Source organism: Streptomyces sp. G45 (assembly GCF_049542095.1).
Classification (GTDB): Bacteria; Actinomycetota; Actinomycetes; order Streptomycetales; family Streptomycetaceae; genus Streptomyces.
The window spans coordinates 4,925,830-4,943,154 of record NZ_JBMUZU010000001.1; the positions used below are offsets into that span (position 1 = coordinate 4,925,830).

Consider the following 17,325-nt stretch of genomic DNA (forward strand, 5'->3'; position numbering starts at 1 on the left):
CAGGCTTGGGGTGGGGTGTGAACGTATGGTGAGATCACCGGATGCGTTCCCCCACCGCATAGTCACCACCGATCCCGTAACCAAGCCGAATCCGTACGACGAACTGGCTGAGCTGGCGCCGAACCCGCTGGACGAGTTCCTGAAGGCCGACGCCGAGGACGCCGAGGGCAGCGAGGCCGCCGACGCCGACGAGCCGTGGTCTCCCCCAACCACCGCCGCCGCAGCCGTCGCCGCCGCAACCGCCTCGCCGCGCTCCCGCTGGCCGCGAAGCTGCTGATCGCGCTCGCCGTCGGCGCCGCCTTCCTCGTCCTCGCCGACCGCTGGGCGCTGCTGTACGCCGAGCACGAGGCCGCCGACAAGCTCAAGGACCAGCTGAGGCTCAGCGCGGCGCCCGAGGTCGACATCGCGGGCTTCCCCTTCCTCACCCAGGTCCTCGACCAGCGGCTCGACCGCGTCGAGGTCACCGTCCCGGACGTCGCCGCCGACCGCGTCTCGCTCGCCAGGGTCTCCGCGACCGCCACCGACGTGACCCTCAAGGGCGACGGCCCCACCTCCCTGACCGGCGCCGTCATCGACCGCATGCGCGGCGAGGTGCTGCTCTCCTTCGACGACCTGAACCGCGAACTCGGCGCCTCCCAGGTCACGTTCACCGGTCACGGCCACGACCAGGTGCTCGCCCGCGGCACCCTGCCGGTCGCCGGGCACGACCTGCGGGTGCGCGCCGACGCCCGCATCGAGCGCACCGGTGACCGCGGCGTCGCCACCGACATCGACCGGATGCGCCTCGACATCGGCGACCTGGCCACCTACCGGCCCGGCGGCCGCCCCGCCGAGGGCCTGCACCTGAGCCGGAAGTCCGCCGAGCGCGTGGCGCGCGAGTCGGCCCGCGCCAAGGCCCTCCTCGCCGTCCCGGCGATCGCGTACCGCCTCGGCGTCCCCGAACCGGCCGTACGCGAGGCCCTGAAGAGCGACGCCAAGCTCAACGAGCTCACCGGCTCGCCCCGCTTCGTCGACGACGTGACGCGCCTCAACCTCCTCGACGTCGCCATGGAGCACCCCGCCCTGCTGCGCCGCCTCGGCCTCGACCCCGCCCTCCTCAAGGGCCTCGACGGCCTCACCCGCCCCGTCCTCACCGACCGCCTCTCCCTCTCCTTCGAACTGCCGAAGCTGCCGGGCGAGGGCGCGGTGCGGCTGAGCGGGGTCACGGTGCGCGGCGACGGCATCCGGGTGGGCGTGGAGGGCTACGGCATCGGGTTCGGCTGAGCCTCGCGGGTGCGCTCGCCGTCAGGTGTAATTCCGGCTCCGCCCAGGCGTCATACACGATGCAGACGCATCCCGACGAAGGGCCGCCGGATGGACGAGCGTGAACGGTTCGCCGCGTTGTACCGCACCTTCCACCCCCACGTCCTGCGCTACCTCGCCCGCCGTCTTCCGCTCGACGAGGTGGAGGACGTCTGCGCCGACGTATTCGTCCGCGCGTGGCACGCTCGGGCACAGCGCCGCGGCAACGACCCCCTGCCCTGGCTGTACACCATCGCCCGCCATCAGATCGCCGATCACCTGGCGCAGCACGAGCGCGTCCGGGACTCCCTCGACCTGATGCGCACGACGTGGCAGGACGCCGTCGTGCAGTCGGCCGAGGAAGGCGCGGTCGACCGCGTCCACGCCTACCACGCCCTTGCCGCGCTGTCCCCCAGCGACCGCGAGGCACTGATGCTCACCACCTGGGACGGCCTGACCCCCGCCGCGGCCGCCACGGTGACCGGGTGCAACCGTGCCGCCTTCCTCGTACGCCTCCACCGTGCCCGCAAACGACTCGCCCAGCACCTGACGGCTCAGCCCCCCTACCCCGCCCGTTCCGAGAGGACCCGCACATGACGATGCCTCCCGACCCCGCCAGGGACCTCGACACCGCTGCCGTCGGCACACGCGTGGAAGCGCGCGTCATGGCCCGCCTCGACGGCGCCGCCGACGTTTCGGAACACGTGGGCGGAGCTGATGCGCCGGTGCGCAGCTTCGTGCGCCGACGGTCCGTCATCGGCCTGGCCGCCATGACCGCGACGGCGGTGGCCGCCGTAGTGGTCCTCGGTGAACTGCCCCGCCGCGAGAACGTGGACGGATACCGGTACGTCGCCTCCGTCACCCCTCCGGTGCTGCGGCTCACCCCGACGCCGGAGGCGGCCGAGCCCACCCTGCTCGGTCTCGCCGCGAAGGCCGGGAGGCAGTCCGCACCCCGAGCGTCGCAGTGGATCTACACGAAGACGTGGGGCTGGTCCCTCAACATCGACGCCGACGCGCCGCTGGGCGCCGCGACAGCCGCTGTCCCCACGGTGTCGGAGCTGTGGCTCAACCAGGACGGCTCCGGGCGCGACCGGTCCGAGTTCGGCGAACCCGTCTTCCCCAACCCCGACACGGAGGAAGCGGCTCGTGAGCGCGGCCTGATCGCGGGCACGGGGGTGCGGGACCACACGTACGGCCCCGGCCACTACGACACGCCCCGGCCGGTCCCCGACGACCCGTACGCCCTCGCCAAGCTCATCAAGGCGAAGGCACCGGCGGTGGAGGAGAACGGGTACCGCGAACTCCTGGTCGCCCTCGCCGAATGGGCGGGCGAGGCCAAGATGGGCGGGGACAGCGCGCAGCAGTTGTCCGGACGGCAGCGGGCGGCACTGCTGCGTCTGCTGGCCGAACCCGACCGGTACTTCGACTTCGGGACCTCGGCGGAGGGCTACGGGCCGGTGAAGACGTACACGACACGCACGTGGCAGGGCCAGCAGGCCCTGGCGGTGGTGACGGAGCAGAAGCCCGGCCACGACCCCGACTACCCGAAGCACTACGCACGCGAGACGCTGCTCCTCAACCCCGAGACCGGGGCCGTCATGGGCAGCGAGGAGGCCGTCTTCGGCGACCCCCTGAAGATCAACGTAAAACAGGTCCCGGCCACGCTCTCCGTCCGCGAAACCCTCGCGCGCGGGCCCGTGCGGGACGCGGAGTCGAGGCCGTAGGATCCCGGCCGTGGGCCGGAGGAACCCTTACCGTTCCTCCGGCCCCGCTCATGCGCCGAGTGGCTCAGACGTCATCTACGGCACGCCTCGAAATGATCAGCCTTGTCGTTGTCATCGTCCCCGACGTAGGAGGACTTCGACCACGGCCTCTCCGTCCACAACAGGCGGTCGGGACCGTCCGCCTGCCACACCTTGACGATCATGCCCCAGTGGGCGATGTTCCTCGTGGTGTTGACCCAAGACGAGGTGCGGTTCTTGAAGTCGAAGTCCTTGAACTTGACGACTTCCCGGCAGTGCGCGTAGTTCCACCGCAACCGGCGACCGCCGAAATCCTTGTGCTGGTAGAAGCAGTACCAGCGATTGTCGTCCTGCCCCGCGGGGCACCCCTCCCAGTCGGCCAAGGGTTCAGAGGTGTCGCCGCCGACCGCACGGAGCGTGCTTTCGCTGGAGGGCGGGGCGGTTTCCTGTCCCGGCAGCGGGAGGGCGAGGACGGCTCCGTTGCCGGGGAACGCGATCTCGTTCGCCGACACCTGCTGCCCACCCTGCGAGTTGGCGAGGCTTGCGTCGATCTCGGATTGCAGCTCTTGGCGCTGGTCAGGGGTGAGGGCACGGACGGCGGGCCGTTCGTCAGCCCCCGATACGGGCGGCAGGCTTGTGGCGGGGCTGTCGGCCATGGCGGCGGTTACGCCGAGAGTCGCCAGGGCGGCTGTCGCGGCGGCGCTTCCTATAGCGCGCCTGGTTAATCTAGGCACAATTGTGTCCTTCCACGTTCCTCGGACCCTCCGAGGGGCGCGTGTTCAGCCAACCACCTCGATCAAGATTGCGGTGCCTTTTGTGCGGGGATGGTGGGAAGTCGCGGAGTTAATGGGGGAGAGGGTTCCGCATTGCTGGCAGGGGTGCCGCTGGGCCAAGCTGTACTTTGTGCCAGCAAAGTAGTTATACCGTCAAGCAAGATTGCCTGGGTGGGAGCGCATGTGTCGCCCCGCGCGGATGTTTGCGCACCTGTTATGGGAGATTTGCGATCTCAAGATCCAGGTAGGCTGGATTCCGATTCCCGGATCCACTGGGTGCGGCGCGAACGCGCGGAGCGTTTCGATTGAGTGCCCCTAGAGGTGCTGGATGTATCCCTCAAATTGTCACGGTCGGCAGGCGGAATTCTCAGTCATTTTCGGCAGCGGGCGGATTCGGCTGCCAGCGGTCGATGCGGTCGCCCCTGCTGTCCGCGACGCGGAGTGCGTCCCGCAGGGACTCGACGGTACGGGTGAGCGCGAAGCGGACCGTCCGGTCCCCGGCGGCGGCGTCCGCGAGGATCGCCTCGGAGATGGTCAACACCTGGCGCCCGGAGGCGAGTTGGGCCTCCTCGATGTCATCGGCGAGGCGGGAGATCACACTCGTCGGGTCGTCCGTGCTCAGGTAGCACGGCCCGCCGTCAGGGTTGGGCCAGGGGAGGAGTCGCATGGTGGAGGCTTCTCTCGTCGGTGCCGGATTCCGGTGATTACCGTTCGTGTTCCGATGATTACGGCTCCGGCGTACGCTGCGACAGAGACGGCGAGTTGCCCTCGCGGGCGGCAACAGGAGGGGCGTGCGATGTCCGAACAGCAAGCCGTGGAAGGGGAGTCGGGCCGCGCGTCGCTCGCGCGCACGCTCCGGTTCCTGCGCGAGAAGGCGGGCATATCCCTGGGCAAGCTGGCGGAGGACACCGCGTACGACAAGAGCTACCTGTCCCGCCTGGAGAGCGGCGAGCGCCTGTCCAAGCTGGCGGTCATGGAGGACCTTGATCGGTACTACGGGTCCGGGGACTTGCTGGTGACGCATTGGAAGGGGGCGCGGAGGGAGGCGTTCAAGGATCAGTACAAGGAGTACATGCGGCTGGAGGCGACGGCGAGGGTCATGTGGATGTTCCAGTTGGCTGTGCCGGGCCTGTTGCAGACCGAGGACTTCGCTCGTGAGGTGTTGTCCGCTGACCAGACAACAAGCCTGAACTCCGAGAAGGTTGAGGAGGACGTGGCCGCGCGCATCGGGCGTCAGGAACTGCTGTACCGCGATCCGCCGCCGAGTATCCGCATCATCCTGGACGAGGGTGCGCTGCGGCGTGTGGCGCGGGAGCCCTTGGTGTGGGAGAACCAGTTGTCGCGACTGGTCGAGGCAGCGGAACAGCCGTCGATCGCGTTGCAGGTGCTCCCGCTCGCTGCTGGCCTTCACAGCCTCATGGGCAGTCACGTGTCGCTGTTGTGGCAGCGGACCGGGGACCCTGTTGCCTATGTGGAAGGCAACGGAGTTGGAGAGCTGATCGAGGAACCGGACAGAGTCCTGGGCTACCGCTTGTCCTACGATCGCGTACGAGACATGGCGCTGCCGCCCTTGGAGTCGGCGGCGTTTATCCGGGGAGTCCTGAAGGAGCACCGATCATGAATCGCACCCCCGACCTCACCACCGCTGTGTGGCGCAAGTCGTCGTACAGCGACGGCGGCCAAACGAACTGCGTTGAAGTCGCCGACCACTACGACGGCCTTGTCCCGGTCCGCGACAGCAAGTCCCCCACCACCCGCCCGCTGGTCTTCTCTGCCGCGTCCTGGTCCGCGTTCGTGAACGAGATACGGGAGTCGGCGTGACCCCCGACCTCACCACCGCTACGTGGCGCAAGTCGTCGTACAGCGACGGCGGCGACAACAACTGCGTCGAGGTAGCCCACGGCTACCCCGACCTCATCCCGGTCCGCGACAGCAAAACGGCCCCACAGGGCCCCGCCCTGATCTTCGCCGCCCCGGCGTGGGCGGTGTTCGTCGCGGCGGTGGGGGCGGGCGCGGCCGTCTCGTGAGCGCACGGCCCTGACGGCGGCCGGAGGTTCGTTCGGATGTCGGCCGCCTCTCCCTGGCCTTCCCACTGCCGAAGGGAAGTAGGGTCCGCGCCGTCAGCGGGTGCCAAGGGGCAGCACCGGCCCTGTGAACGAGGCCCGAAGCCGCCGGTCGTGGGTGACCACGACCAGCGTGCCCGCGTAGGTGGCCAGGGCCGCCTCCAGGTCCTCCACCAGGGACGGCGACAGGTGGTTCGTCGGCTCGTCGAGCAGGAGGAGGCCGTGGGGGCGCGTCAGGAGGCGGGCCAGCTCAAGGCGGCGGAGCTGGCCGGTGGACAGGTCCCGCACGGGACGGGCCAGGTCCCGCTCGGCGAAGAGCCCGAGCGCGAGCAGTTCGTCGGCACGGTCCTCGCCGAACGCGGACAGCAGCGAACGCGACCCCTTCGCGTACGACAGGGGCGCCGCCTCCTGCCGCAGCAGGCCGACCCGGGCGGGGTGGCGCACGAGCGCGCCCGGCGCCGGGTCGAGTTCGCCCGCGAGGACGCGCAGGAGCGTGGACTTGCCCGTGCCGTTCGGGCCGGTCACGAGCAGTCGCCCACCGGCGGGCACATGCAGGGAGTCCAGCGCGAGCCGCCCCGGCACTCGTACGTCCGCCAGCTCGACCGCCCTGGCCCCGCCTTACGGCGCCGCAGGCGGCGGCTGCGGTGCCCCCGGTAGGCGGATCGTCGCCACCGTGCCGTCGCCGTCCGCCGGGCCCAGCGTTACCTCGCCGCCCGCCTGGCGGACCGTGCGGGCCACGATCGACAGGCCCAGGCCCGAGCCGGGCAGGCCCCGGGCCGTGGGGGAGCGCCAGAAGCGGTCGAAGACGTGCGGGAGTTCGTCGGCCGCGATGCCCGGGCCGTGGTCGCGGACCGTCAGGACGCCGTCCTTCAGGGCGACCTCGATGGCGGAGCCCGCAGGGCCGAACTTCACCGCGTTGTCCAGGACGTTCACGATCGCCCGCTCCAGGGCGGGCGGCTCGGCCCGCACGTACCAGGGGGACAGGGACGCCTCGAACGTCAGGTCCGGGCCGCGCAGGCGGGCCCGCTCCAGGGCGGTGTCCACGATGTCGTGCAGCGCCACCACCTGCACCTTGCCGCCCGGCGCCGCGTCGGGCCTCGACAGCTCCTGCAAGTCGCCGATGAGCGAGGCGAGTTCGGTCATCTGCGCCTTCACCGACGCCAGCAGCGCCCTGCGGTCGTCGGGCGGGATGGCCCGGCCCGTGTCCTCGCTGCGGGCCAGGAGTTCGATGTTCGTCCGCAGCGAGGTCAGGGGCGTGCGCAGCTCGTGGCCCGCGTCGGCGATCAGCTGCTGCTGGAGATCGCGGGACGAGGCCAGTGCGGACGTCATCGCGTTGAACGAGCGGGACAGGCGGGCGATCTCGTCGTCGCTGCCGTCGTCCGTGGGGATGCGCAGGCTCAGGTCCTCGGTACGGGCGACGTGCTCGACGGCGGCGGTCAGCTCGTCCACGGGGCGCAGCCCGGTGCGGGCCACCCACAGGCCCGCGATCCCGGCGCCCACGACACCCGCCCCGGCGACCAGGGACAGGACCAGGACCAGGTTGCTGAGGGTGTCCTGGACCTCGTTGAGGGGGCGGGCGACGGAGATGGCGTACGGCTGGTCGGGCTGCGGGTAGGTGAAGACGCGGTACTTGACGCCGTCGGACGTGGTGGCGTCGTGGAACGCCTCGTCCCGCTCGCGCCGGGCGACCTCGGTGTCGGCCTTCTTGAGCTGGAGCGTGATGCCCAGCTTGCCGATGATGATGCAGCCGTTGCCCTGCTGGTCGACCACCTGGACGATCTGCTGGTACAGGTCGGGGTTGACGGTCCGCTCGACGGACGCGCGACCGCACTCCTGGGTGACGGGGTTGATCATCTTGCGCACGTCGCTGTCGGACACGATGCCGCGGCGGTCGCTCAGCGCGTCGTCCAACGAGCTGACCAGCACGTTCCGCACCACGAACCAGCACGTCACCGCCGCCGCGGCGACGGCCACGGCAACCGCCGTCGCCACGAGCAGCGCCAGGCGGGAGCGCAGCGGGAGGGCCCGGAAGCGGTGGAGCAGGCGCCTCACTCGCGACCGCCGGTCCCCGCGGGTTCCGCGCGCAGGACGTAGCCCACGCCCCGCACGGTGTGCACCAGGCGCGGTTCGCCGCCCGCCTCCGTCTTGCGGCGCAGGTACATCACGTACACGTCGAGGGAGTTCGACGTCGGCTCGAAGTCGAAGCCCCACACCGCCTTGAGGATCTGCTCGCGCGTCAGCACCTGGCGCGGGTGCGCCAGGAACAGCTCAAGGAGCGTGAACTCCGTGCGGGTCAGCTCCACCGTGCGCGTGCCGCGCGTCACCTCGCGCGTCGCCAGGTTCATCCGCAGGTCGCCGAAGGAGAGCACGTCGCCCTCGGGGGCCTGGCCCGTGGCCGCCGCGTAGGAGCTGCGGCGCAGCAGGGCGCGGATCCGGGCGAACAGCTCGTCCAGCTCGAACGGCTTGACCAGGTAGTCGTCCGCCCCCGCGTCCAGGCCGGTGACGCGGTCGCCCACGGTGTCGCGGGCCGTCAGCATCAGGATCGGGGTCGTCGAACCGGTCGCGCGCAGGCGGCGGGCCGCGGTCAGGCCGTCCATGCGGGGCATCTGGATGTCCAGGACCACCAGGTCGGGGCGGTACGCCGCGGCCTTCTCCAGGGCGTCGGCGCCGTCCACGGCGACCTCGGTGCCGTAGCCCTCGAAGGCGAGGCTGCGTTGGAGGGCCTCTCGTACGGCGGGTTCGTCGTCCACGATCAGGATGCGCGGGTCGCCTTCGGCGGGGGTCATGGGGGTGGGCTTCCTCGGTGGGGTGGGTGGGTGTCGGCTGGGCTGCGCCTCTCAGCGTCGCACGCGGCCCTCGCGGGTGCGCCCGGGACCCGCCCCTTCCCGAACCAGGGGCGGCGCCAGAGTTTCAGCCCGTCCGGCGTTTGAGGACGAGGCCGAAGGCCGATTCTCGGGGGTGCCAGGGGGCTGGCCCCTTGGTTCGGGAAGGGGCGGGTCAGGGGCGCACCCGCGAGGGTCAGCCGTCGGCGCCGGACCGCAGCTTCGCCAGGTCGGCCTTCACCGTGTTGACCGGGATGGCGAAGCCGAGCCCCACGCTGCCGGAGTCCCCGGAGGACGCCGCCGAGCTGGGCGCGTACATCGCGGAGTTGATGCCGATGACGTTCCCGTTCATGTCGATGAGCGCGCCCCCGGAGTTCCCGGGGTTGAGCGAGGCGTCGGTCTGCAACGCCTTGTACGTGGTCTTCGACGACCCGGTGTCCCCGTTGAACTCCTGCCCGCCGAACTCGAAGGGCCAGCCGCCGCCCTCCCCGCGCGGCCCCTGCTCCTGCCCCCGGCCGGGATCCGCGGAGACGGTCACGTCGCGGTCGAGCGCGGAGACGATGCCGCTGGTGACGGTGCCGGTGAGGCCCTCGGGGGAGCCGATGGCGACGACCTCGTCGCCGACCTGGACGCCGTCGGAGTCGCCGAGGGTCGCGGCCCGCAGCCCGGACGCGCCCTCCAGCTTGATCAGCGCGAGGTCCTTCCCGCTGTCGGTGCCGACGGTCTTCGCGCGGTACGTCCTGCCGTCGCTGGTGCGTACGGAGATCGAGGTGGCGCCGGAGACGACGTGGTTGTTGGTGACGATCTCGCCGTCGGAGGTGACGATCACTCCGGAGCCGGTGGACTTGCCCGCGGTGGTCTTGGCGTTGATCTCCACGACGCTGGGGGTGACGGCCTCGGCGACCCCGGCGACGGTGCCCTTGCTGCCGGTGGAGACGCTGGTGCCGTTGACGTTCCTGGCACCGCTGTCGCTGGCGTGGCCGCCGCCGGTGAGGGTGCCGACGGCGTAGGCGGTGCCGCCGCCGATGGCCGCGGCGGCCAGGGCCACGGCGGAGATCAGGGCTACGGGGGCCTTGGCTCGGCGCCGCGTTGGCGCGGTGAGGGGTTCTGTCATGCCGTTGAGCGTCGCGCCCGTATATGAGAACGCCCTGAGGTGCCGCTGAGAACCCGACCAGAACGGTGTTCACCGCGCATAAGGCCCCTGCCGGGAGGCCCCCAACCCCGCCCCTTCACCGAAACCATGGGGCTCCGCCCCCTGGCACCCCCGTTCATCGGCCTGGCGGCCTCGTCCTCAAACGCCGGACGGGCTTATTCCCCGTGGATCACGGAGAGCCGACGACGGCGAGGAGCCAGGAGCCAGCCCGTCCGGCGCCTGAGGACGAGGCGCGGAGCGCCGATCACCGCTCAGGGCGCCCCGCCGGAAAAGCGCAGCCGCAGGAGCGCCGCACCACCAGTCGCGAAGGGAACTGCCGCAGCCGCTCCCGCCGGGACCCCGCGACCCGCAGGCCGTCGTCCAGGACGAGGTCGACCGCGGCGCGGGCCATCGCCGGGCGGTCGGAGGCGACCGTGGTGAGCGGCGGGTCGGTGAGGGCGGCTTCCTTGACGTCGTCAAAACCGGCGACGGCCAGCTCCCCCGGCACGTCGATGCGCAGCTCGCGCGCGGCCCGCAGCACGCCGATGGCCTGGTCGTCGGTGGAGCAGAAGATCGCGGTGGGGCGGTCGGGGCCGGAGAGGAAGCCGAGGGCGAGCCGGTAGACGTCGTACCGGTTGTACGGGGCTTCGATGAGGCGGCCCTCGGTGGCGCGGCCCGCCTCGCGCATCGCGCGGCGCCAGCCCTCGACGTGGTCGGAGACGGGGTCGCCGACGGTCGGGGTCTCGGCGGTGCCGCCGACGCAGGCGACGTACTCGTGGCCGTGTTCCAGCAGGTGGCGCGTGACGAGCTGGGCGCCGCCGATGTCGTCGGTGACGACGGCGACGTCGTCGATGGCCTCGGGGCGCTCGTGCAGCAGCACCACCCGCGCGTCCCAGGCGTCGATCTCGGCGGCGGCCTGGTCGGACAGGCCGTGGCTGACCAGGATCAGGCCGGAGACCCGCATGCCGAGGAAGGCGCGCAGGTAGTGCGTCTCGCGCTCCTCGACGTAGTCGGCGTTGCCGACGAGGACCATCTTCCCGCGCTCGGACGCCGCCTGCTCCACGGCGTGCGTCAGCTCGGCGAAGAACGGCTGGCGCGCGTCCGGCACGATCATGCCTATGAGGTCCGTGCGGCGGGACGCCATGGCCTGGGCGACCCGGTCCGGGCGGTAGCCCAGCTCCTTGATCGCGGCGAGGACACGCTCGCGCGTGGCCGGGGCGACCGGCCGGGGTCCATTGTTGATGACATAGCTCACGACCGCGGTCGAAGTACCCGCCAGTCGCGCCACATCGTCCCGCGTCACCTTGGCCACGCGCGCAGTCTACGCGGATGGAGTCAGCCCTGAGCGGGCCGTGCGGCGGCTTCCTCGGCGGCGGCCGCCGCGGCGGCGACGGCGGTGGCCTTGGCGGCCGTCCGCGCGTCCGTCCGCCCGCCCGCCCGCGCGTCCGTCCGCGTCACCGGCCGCGGGTCCGGCCGGTCGCCCTCGGCCCGGGGCCGGGCCGCCGTCGCGGTCTCCTCGTCGGCGCCGCGGTCCACCTTCTCCGGCACCACGAAGCGGTAGCCCACGTTCCGGACGGTGCCGATGAGCGACTCGTGCTCGACGCCGAGCTTGGCCCGCAGCCGCCGCACGTGGACGTCGACCGTCCGCGTCCCGCCGAAGTAGTCGTACCCCCAGACCTCCTGGAGGAGCTGGGCGCGGGTGAAGACCCGGCCGGGGTGCTGCGCCAGGTACTTCAGCAGCTCGAACTCCTTGAAGGTCAGGTCGAGGACCCGGCCCTTGAGCTTCGCGCTGTAGGTCGCCTCGTCCACGGAGAGGTCGCCGTTGCGGATCTCCATGGGGGAGTCGTCGGTGGCGATCTCCTTGCGGCCCATGGCGAGCCGCAGCCGCGCCTCGACCTCCGCGGGGCCCGCGGTGTCGAGCAGCACGTCGTCGATGCCCCAGTCGGCGGTGACGGCGGCGAGGCCGCCCTCGGTGACGACCAGGAGCAGCGGGCTGCCGGGTCCGGTGGAGCGCAGCAGCTGGCACAGGCTGCGCACCTGCGGCAGGTCGCGGCGGCCGTCGATCATGATGACGTCGGCGCCGGGGGTGTCGACGAGGGCGGGGCCCTCCGCGGGTGCCACGCGCACGTTGTGCAGGAGCAGGCCGAGCGCGGGGAGCACCTCCGTCGACGGCTGGAGGGCGTTGGTCAGGAGCAGCAGCGAACTCATCGCTCCCCACCTGCCCTGGGGACGGGCCGGTGCGTCCGGCCGCCGTGCACGTTTCGCTCGCCCATTACGTCGGTTCCTCCTCGGGTCCCGTGCGAGGACGTGGGGGCACTGCTTCGTACGGTGCTACGCCTCCCGCGCCCGGGGAGGCGTACGCGCTCGCCGCTGTCGAGGCTACGGTCACCGACGGGTCGGCGTCGGTTCGGCGAAGGCTCCGGAAAGCACGAAAGGACCCGGGGGCTGCGTTGCCCGGATCCTCTGCCCAGCAGAATAGCCCACATGACTTCCGGTCCGGCAGGTCGAACGGCACCGTCCGCTGTGCCTGAGATCACTCCTGTTCATCGGGGCGCCACGCTCCGTACCGTGCTCCGTACGGCGGACGGGGTACGGATCGACGCCGCGTACGACCCGGGTCCCGGGCCCGTGGGCGGGCCCGCGATCGTGCTCGCGCACGGCTTCACCGGGGACCGGGCGCGCCCGCACGTGCGCCGGGCCGCGGCGGTGTTCGCGCAGCGTGCGGCCGTGATCACGTTCTCGTTCCGGGGGCACGGGGAGTCCGGCGGGCGGTCCACGGTCGGCGACCGCGAGGTGCTGGACCTGGCGGCGGCGGTGGCCTGGGCGCGCTCGCTGGGGCACGCGCGGGTGGCGACGGTCGGGTTCTCCATGGGCGGCTCGGTGGTGCTGCGGCAGGCGGCGTTGCACAGGGGGCGCACGGAAGCGCGGGTTGACGCGGTCGTGTCGGTCAGTGCGCCCGCCCGCTGGTTCTACCGGGGGACGGCGCCGATGCGGCGGCTGCACTGGCTGGTCACCCGGCCCGCGGGCCGCGCCGTGGGCCGCCTCGGCCTGCGCACCCGCATCCACCACCGCGCGTGGGACCCGGTGCCGCTGTCGCCCACCGAGGCCGTGCCGCTGATCGCGCCGGTCCCGCTGCTCGTCGTACACGGCGACCGGGACCCGTACTTCCCCCTGGACCACCCCCGCATGCTGGCCGCCGCGGCGGGCGGCGCCGCCGAGCTGTGGCTGGAAGCGGGCATGGGGCACGCCGAGCACGCGGCGGACGACGCGCTCCTGGGGCGGATCGCCGCGTGGGTCACGGCATCATGGACGTCGGCAACCGCCGAGTGACGAGTGGGAGGAGGGCACGCATGGCGTCCGGGACGATCCGGTACTGGGCCGCCGCCAAGGCCGCGGCGGGCGTCGCCGAGGAGCCGTACGCCGAGGCCACGCTGGCCGACGCGCTGACCGCGGCGCGGTCCCGGCACCCCGGGGAGCTGGACCGCGTCCTGCTGCGGTGCTCGTTCCTCGTCGACGGTGACCCCGTGGGCACTCGCGCGCATGAGACGGTACGCCTGGCCGAGGGCGGCACGGTCGAGGTGCTCCCGCCGTTCGCAGGAGGATGACGTTGAGCGACCAGCCGCACCAGGGGTACGACGGGTACGCCGGGTACCCCGGGTACCAGGGGCAGCAGGGCCAGCCGCAGGGGTATCAGGAGCATCAGGGGTACGACCCCTATGACCCGTACCAGCAGCAGGCGCCGCAGCAGTGGGGGTACCAGGACCCTTACGCGGGGCAGCAGCAGGAGGACCACACCCAGCAGTGGGTGGGGCAGACCTGGGAGACGCAGATCCAGCCGCCGGTGCCCGCGGTCGACGTGACCGAGACCGCGTACTTGCCTTCGCAGGCGGCGGCGCAGTGGGTGCCGGAGGCTGCGCCCGCGCCCGCGCCCGCCCCTGCCCCTTCCCCCGAGGCCTATTACACGGAACCCGGCGCTCAGGCTGTGCCCGCCCGTTCCGCCCTCTGGGCGGACCAGCCGCCCACAGCGGGGACGGGCGAACCGCCGGTGCCCGCAGAGGAAGCGGCACCCGAACCCGAGCCCGCCTACGGGCCCGCCACCACCACCGGGAACGCCCGGATCACCGACGCGCAGCGGGCGCGGGCCGAGGGGCGGTCGCCGATCATAGAGCCGGGGATGCAGCCCGCCCTGCTCACCGCGCTCCTTGCCCTGCTGCTCGCGGGGGGTGCCGCCGCCGGGCAGTACGCGCTGCTCGTACCGCTGGTGGTGCTCCAGGCCGTGACGGCCGCCGGATGGTTCCGGCTGAATGGGATGTGGCCCGCCCGGCAGGGCATCGCGCTCGCGTTCCTCGGTGGGGTCGTCGCCGACGTCGCGCTGCTCGCCACCGGCGAGGGCAAGGCCCCGGCGGCCATCCTCGGCACGCTCGGCGTCTGGGTGCTGCTCGTCCTGGTGCTGCAGCTGCGCAGCCGCGCGGGCGCCGACGAGCGCATGTACGGCCTGATGGCGACCGTGGCGTCCAGCGCGCTGGCGATCATCACGGCCGGGCACCTGGCGGCGGCCCACGAGGCGGCCACCGTCGGCGCGGTCGCCGTCGCCGCGGCCGTGCTCGCCCGCGCGCTGCCGCTGCCCACGCCCGCCTCGGTGGTGGTGGCGCTGCTCGCGGCGGCCGGTGCGGGCATCGCGGTCGGCGGGGCCACCGACTACGGCAGTGAGGGGGCGCTGCTCGGGCTCGCCGCGGGCGCCTGCGCCGTGATCGGGCACCGGGTGGCCAGCTATGACTACCCGTCGCGGTTCGTGCACTTCACGGCGGGCGTGGCCCTGCCGCTCGCGGCGGCGGCGCCCGCCGTGTACCTGCTGGGCCGCGCCCTCGGCTGACCCCGCGCCCCGGCCTCGTACGCGTACGAGGCGATCGTCACAAGCGTTCTACGGATCCCCGGCCAAAGGTCATGGCCGGGGATCCGTCCTTTAGGCTCGCGGCATCGGACACCTGAGGCGGGGGAACGGGGAACAGCAGGCATGAGCAAACGCGCGGTACGCATACTCCTGATCGTCGTGGTCGTCCTGGGCGGCCTCTTCGTCGCGGCCGACCGGCTCGCCGTCTCCTTCGCGGAGAGCGAGGCGGCCGAGAAGATCAAGTCGCAGGAGGGGCTCAGCAGCACGCCGGACGTGTCGATCAAGGGCTTCCCGTTCCTCACCCAGGCCCTCGGCGGCAAGCTCGACGAGGTGGAGATCGGGATCGAGGACTACGACGCCAAGTCCGACGGCGACACCATCCGCGTCGCCGACCTCAGCGCCACCATGCACGGCGTCGACTTCTCCAGCGACTACAGCTCGGCGACCGCCGACCGGGCCGCGGGCGTCGCCCGGATCTCGTACGACGAGCTGCTCAAGGAGGCCGAGGCCGAGCCCGTGAAGCTGCCGCTGGGCGCCGAGGGCAAGGTCGTCGGCCTCTCCGACGGCGGCGGCGGGAAGATCAAGGTCTCCGTCGAGGTGAGCAAGAACGGCACCAAGCTGCCCAAGCCCGTGGACGTGCTGAGCACGGTCAGCGTGGAGGGCGACACCATCCGCGTGCACGCCGACCGGATTCCGGAGAAGCTCGACCTGCTGGGCGTCAGCGTCCCGCTGCCCGAGGGCCTGGTCCGGGACGTCACCGACTTCGAGGAGCGGATCACCGACCTGCCCGGCGGCATCCAGCTCGACACGGTGCAGGCCGCGCCGGACGGCGTGGACGTGGCGGTCAAGGGCGAGAACGTCAACCTGGTCAGCTGACGAGGGGCCCAGGAGCGTCCTGGAGCGTCCCGGGCCGTCCCGGAGCGGTCGATGGTCCGCAAGGCGAGACGGAGCCGTCCGCCTGTCAGATGCCCCGGCGGCACCGGGCCCGGGAGCAGGGGCCCGCGCGCCCCCGGCGGCGGCCGGAAGTGATCCCGTAGCTCACATCGTGAACGAATCCGTCTCACTATGCGGAGTGCCGGTGACACGGGCGCCGGGGCGTCCCTACGATCGGACCCATGCACCGACAGGCGGACCTCACGAAGCGGCGGGCAGTGGACCTGTGCCGCGTCGCCGCCATGCTCTGTCGCGCTCTCTGAGCGGGATGCTCCGACTCCCGTATTCCCCGGCCCGTCGACAGGCCCGTTCACCGCTGTCAGGGCCATCACGCGCGTACGCCCGTCGCCTCCCCGCACTCGCGTACCCGCACACCCCCGTTCCGCCCCGCCGCACCTGCTCCGGAGGAGAAACGCATGAGCCGCAGCGACGTCCTGGTAGACGCCGACTGGGTCGAGGCCCACCTCGACGACCCGAAGGTCGTCCTCGTCGAGGTGGACGAGGACACCTCGGCGTACGACAAGAACCACATCAAGAACGCCATCCGGATCGACTGGACCAAGGACCTCCAGGACCCGGTGCGCCGCGACTTCATCGACCAGGAGGGCTTCGAGAAGCTCCTGTCGGCCAAGGGCATCGCCAACGACTCCACCGTCGTCCTCTACGGCGGCAACAACAACTGGTTCGCGTCGTACGCCTTCTGGTACTTCAAGCTGTACGGCCACCAGGACGTGCGCCTGCTCGACGGCGGCCGCAAGAAGTGGGAGCTGGACGCCCGCGAGCTGGTCGACGGCACCGAGGTGCCGCAGCGCCCGGCCACCGAGTACAAGGCCAAGCCGCAGGACGCCTCCATCCGCGCCTTCCGCGACGACGTCGTCGCCGCCATCGGCAACCAGAACCTGGTCGACGTCCGCTCGCCCGACGAGTTCTCCGGCAAGCTGCTCGCCCCGGCCCACCTGCCCCAGGAGCAGTCGCAGCGCCCCGGCCACGTGCCGAGCGCCCGCAACATCCCCTGGTCGAAGAACGCCAACGACGACGGCACCTTCAAGTCGGACGACGAGCTGCGCGCGCTCTACGCCGACGAGAACGTGGACCTCACCAAGGACACCATCGCCTACTGCCGCATCGGTGAGCGCTCGGCCCTGACCTGGTTCGTCCTGCACGAGCTGCTCGGCGTCGAGAACGTCAAGAACTACGACGGCTCGTGGACCGAGTACGGCTCCCTCGTGGGCGTGCCGATCGAGCTGGGCGCCAACAAGTAGGCCGGACCTTCCCTCTCCCTCCCTCACTCTCTCTTCCAGGTTCTAGGAGTACGCATGTGTGGAGCCAAGGCCGGAGGCCCGGACGCTTCGACGATCAAGCCCGGTGAGACCACCATCCAGGGCCAGGTGACCCGCGACGGCGAGCCGGTGACCGGCTACGTCCGCCTGCTCGACTCGACCGGCGAGTTCACCGCGGAGGTGCCGACCTCGGCGACCGGGCAGTTCCGCTTCTACGCGGCGGAGGGGACGTGGACCGTGCGGGCCCTCGTGCCGGGCGGCAGCGCCGACCGGACCGTCGTCGCCCAGCAGGGCGGCCTGGCGGAGGTCGCCATCGCGGTCTGACCCTTCACTGGCCGGGGGCCGCGTCTCGGGGTTGGACACCACGGAGACGCGGCCCTCGCGCGCCGCGCTCCGCTTGCTGGATTC

At 71.9% G+C, this 17,325-nt stretch carries 21 protein-coding genes and 1 pseudogene; 14 read left to right on the plus strand and 8 right to left on the minus strand.

Annotation, left to right across the window (positions count from 1 at the left end; all coding sequences use genetic code 11):
• The first annotated feature begins 25 nt into the window (after positions 1-25).
• The 4 genes from ACOBQU_RS20590 to ACOBQU_RS20605 all read left to right on the plus strand — a co-directional run bounded on the left by ACOBQU_RS20590 (position 26) and on the right by ACOBQU_RS20605 (position 3,005).
• Positions 26-277, plus strand: a complete 252-nt coding sequence (locus ACOBQU_RS20590) for a hypothetical protein (RefSeq protein WP_423628790.1) — start codon at positions 26-28, stop codon at positions 275-277.
• A complete protein-coding gene (locus ACOBQU_RS20595; RefSeq protein ID WP_423628791.1) occupies positions 196-1,263 on the plus strand; it encodes a DUF2993 domain-containing protein in 1,068 nt (355 codons plus the stop codon). The genes ACOBQU_RS20590 and ACOBQU_RS20595 overlap by 82 nt, the downstream gene beginning before the upstream one ends.
• Before the next feature lie 90 nt (positions 1,264-1,353).
• Entirely contained in the window at positions 1,354-1,878 is a 525-nt protein-coding gene (locus ACOBQU_RS20600) for an RNA polymerase sigma factor (protein WP_423628792.1), read from the plus strand.
• Entirely contained in the window at positions 1,875-3,005 is a 1,131-nt protein-coding gene (locus ACOBQU_RS20605) for a hypothetical protein (protein ID WP_423628793.1), read from the plus strand. The genes ACOBQU_RS20600 and ACOBQU_RS20605 overlap by 4 nt, the downstream gene beginning before the upstream one ends.
• A 71-nt stretch (positions 3,006-3,076) precedes the next feature.
• Here ACOBQU_RS20605 and ACOBQU_RS20610 read toward each other — a convergent pair whose 3' ends face one another.
• On the minus strand, positions 3,077-3,679 hold the full coding sequence (locus ACOBQU_RS20610) for a peptidase inhibitor family I36 protein (RefSeq protein WP_423628794.1): 603 nt from the start codon (positions 3,677-3,679) through the stop codon (positions 3,077-3,079).
• A 484-nt stretch (positions 3,680-4,163) separates the two neighbouring features.
• On the minus strand, positions 4,164-4,463 hold the full coding sequence (locus ACOBQU_RS20615) for a hypothetical protein (protein WP_423628795.1): 300 nt from the start codon (positions 4,461-4,463) through the stop codon (positions 4,164-4,166).
• Positions 4,464-4,592: 129 nt separating this feature from the next.
• Here ACOBQU_RS20615 and ACOBQU_RS20620 point away from each other — a divergent pair, with 129 nt between their 5' ends.
• From ACOBQU_RS20620 to ACOBQU_RS20630, 3 genes are read left to right on the plus strand one after another with little or no spacing between them, the layout of a single operon-like run.
• Positions 4,593-5,417 carry a helix-turn-helix domain-containing protein gene (locus tag ACOBQU_RS20620; RefSeq protein ID WP_423628796.1) on the plus strand — a complete coding sequence of 275 codons (825 nt, stop codon included), beginning with the start codon at positions 4,593-4,595 and terminating at the stop codon, positions 5,415-5,417.
• The gene (locus tag ACOBQU_RS20625; RefSeq protein WP_423628797.1) at positions 5,414-5,617 is read left to right on the plus strand and encodes a DUF397 domain-containing protein; all 204 of its coding nucleotides are present in this window, start codon (positions 5,414-5,416) and stop codon (positions 5,615-5,617) included. The genes ACOBQU_RS20620 and ACOBQU_RS20625 overlap by 4 nt, the downstream gene beginning before the upstream one ends.
• Positions 5,614-5,823, plus strand: coding sequence for a DUF397 domain-containing protein (locus ACOBQU_RS20630; RefSeq protein WP_423628798.1), 210 nt, complete (start codon positions 5,614-5,616; stop codon positions 5,821-5,823). The genes ACOBQU_RS20625 and ACOBQU_RS20630 overlap by 4 nt, the downstream gene beginning before the upstream one ends.
• Positions 5,824-5,916: 93 nt before the next feature.
• Here ACOBQU_RS20630 and ACOBQU_RS20635 read toward each other — a convergent pair.
• The 6 genes and pseudogenes from ACOBQU_RS20635 to ACOBQU_RS20660 all read right to left on the minus strand — a co-directional run.
• Positions 5,917-6,459, minus strand: a pseudogene (locus ACOBQU_RS20635) (ATP-binding cassette domain-containing protein); the annotation flags it as partial.
• Positions 6,460-6,477: 18 nt separating this feature from the next.
• A complete protein-coding gene (locus tag ACOBQU_RS20640; RefSeq protein WP_423628799.1) occupies positions 6,478-7,911 on the minus strand; it encodes a HAMP domain-containing sensor histidine kinase in 1,434 nt (477 codons plus the stop codon).
• The gene (locus ACOBQU_RS20645; RefSeq protein WP_423628800.1) at positions 7,908-8,645 is read right to left on the minus strand and encodes a response regulator transcription factor; all 738 of its coding nucleotides are present in this window, start codon (positions 8,643-8,645) and stop codon (positions 7,908-7,910) included. Before ACOBQU_RS20645 ends, ACOBQU_RS20640 begins: the two co-directional genes overlap by 4 nt.
• Positions 8,646-8,877: 232 nt before the next feature.
• On the minus strand, positions 8,878-9,795 hold the full coding sequence (locus ACOBQU_RS20650; protein ID WP_423628801.1) for a S1C family serine protease: 918 nt from the start codon (positions 9,793-9,795) through the stop codon (positions 8,878-8,880).
• A 283-nt stretch (positions 9,796-10,078) separates the two neighbouring features.
• On the minus strand, positions 10,079-11,125 hold the full coding sequence (locus ACOBQU_RS20655; RefSeq protein ID WP_423628802.1) for a LacI family DNA-binding transcriptional regulator: 1,047 nt from the start codon (positions 11,123-11,125) through the stop codon (positions 10,079-10,081).
• A 23-nt stretch (positions 11,126-11,148) separates the two neighbouring features.
• Complete coding sequence (locus tag ACOBQU_RS20660; protein WP_423628803.1) at positions 11,149-12,021, minus strand: winged helix-turn-helix transcriptional regulator; 873 nt, start codon at positions 12,019-12,021, stop codon at positions 11,149-11,151.
• A 276-nt stretch (positions 12,022-12,297) separates the two neighbouring features.
• On the opposite strand from ACOBQU_RS20660, the gene ACOBQU_RS20665 reads away from it, so the two are divergent.
• From ACOBQU_RS20665 to ACOBQU_RS20695, 7 genes are all read left to right on the plus strand, one after another.
• The gene (locus ACOBQU_RS20665; protein WP_423628804.1) at positions 12,298-13,143 is read left to right on the plus strand and encodes an alpha/beta hydrolase; all 846 of its coding nucleotides are present in this window, start codon (positions 12,298-12,300) and stop codon (positions 13,141-13,143) included.
• Between the two features lie 20 nt (positions 13,144-13,163).
• A complete protein-coding gene (locus ACOBQU_RS20670) occupies positions 13,164-13,418 on the plus strand; it encodes a MoaD/ThiS family protein (RefSeq protein WP_423628805.1) in 255 nt (84 codons plus the stop codon).
• A 2-nt stretch (positions 13,419-13,420) separates the two neighbouring features.
• Entirely contained in the window at positions 13,421-14,686 is a 1,266-nt protein-coding gene (locus ACOBQU_RS20675) for a hypothetical protein (protein ID WP_423628806.1), read from the plus strand.
• Between the two features lie 141 nt (positions 14,687-14,827).
• Positions 14,828-15,580: a DUF2993 domain-containing protein gene (locus tag ACOBQU_RS20680; protein ID WP_423628807.1), complete on the plus strand. Its 753-nt coding sequence runs from the start codon at positions 14,828-14,830 to the stop codon at positions 15,578-15,580.
• Positions 15,581-15,819: 239 nt separating this feature from the next.
• Positions 15,820-15,900, plus strand: a complete 81-nt coding sequence (locus ACOBQU_RS20685; RefSeq protein WP_361843195.1) for a putative leader peptide — start codon at positions 15,820-15,822, stop codon at positions 15,898-15,900.
• 153 nt (positions 15,901-16,053) lie between these two features.
• A complete protein-coding gene (locus tag ACOBQU_RS20690) occupies positions 16,054-16,899 on the plus strand; it encodes a sulfurtransferase (RefSeq protein ID WP_423628808.1) in 846 nt (281 codons plus the stop codon).
• Positions 16,900-16,953: 54 nt separating this feature from the next.
• Positions 16,954-17,241, plus strand: coding sequence for a DUF1416 domain-containing protein (locus ACOBQU_RS20695; protein ID WP_006139129.1), 288 nt, complete (start codon positions 16,954-16,956; stop codon positions 17,239-17,241).
• Positions 17,242-17,325: the final 84 nt, after the last annotated feature.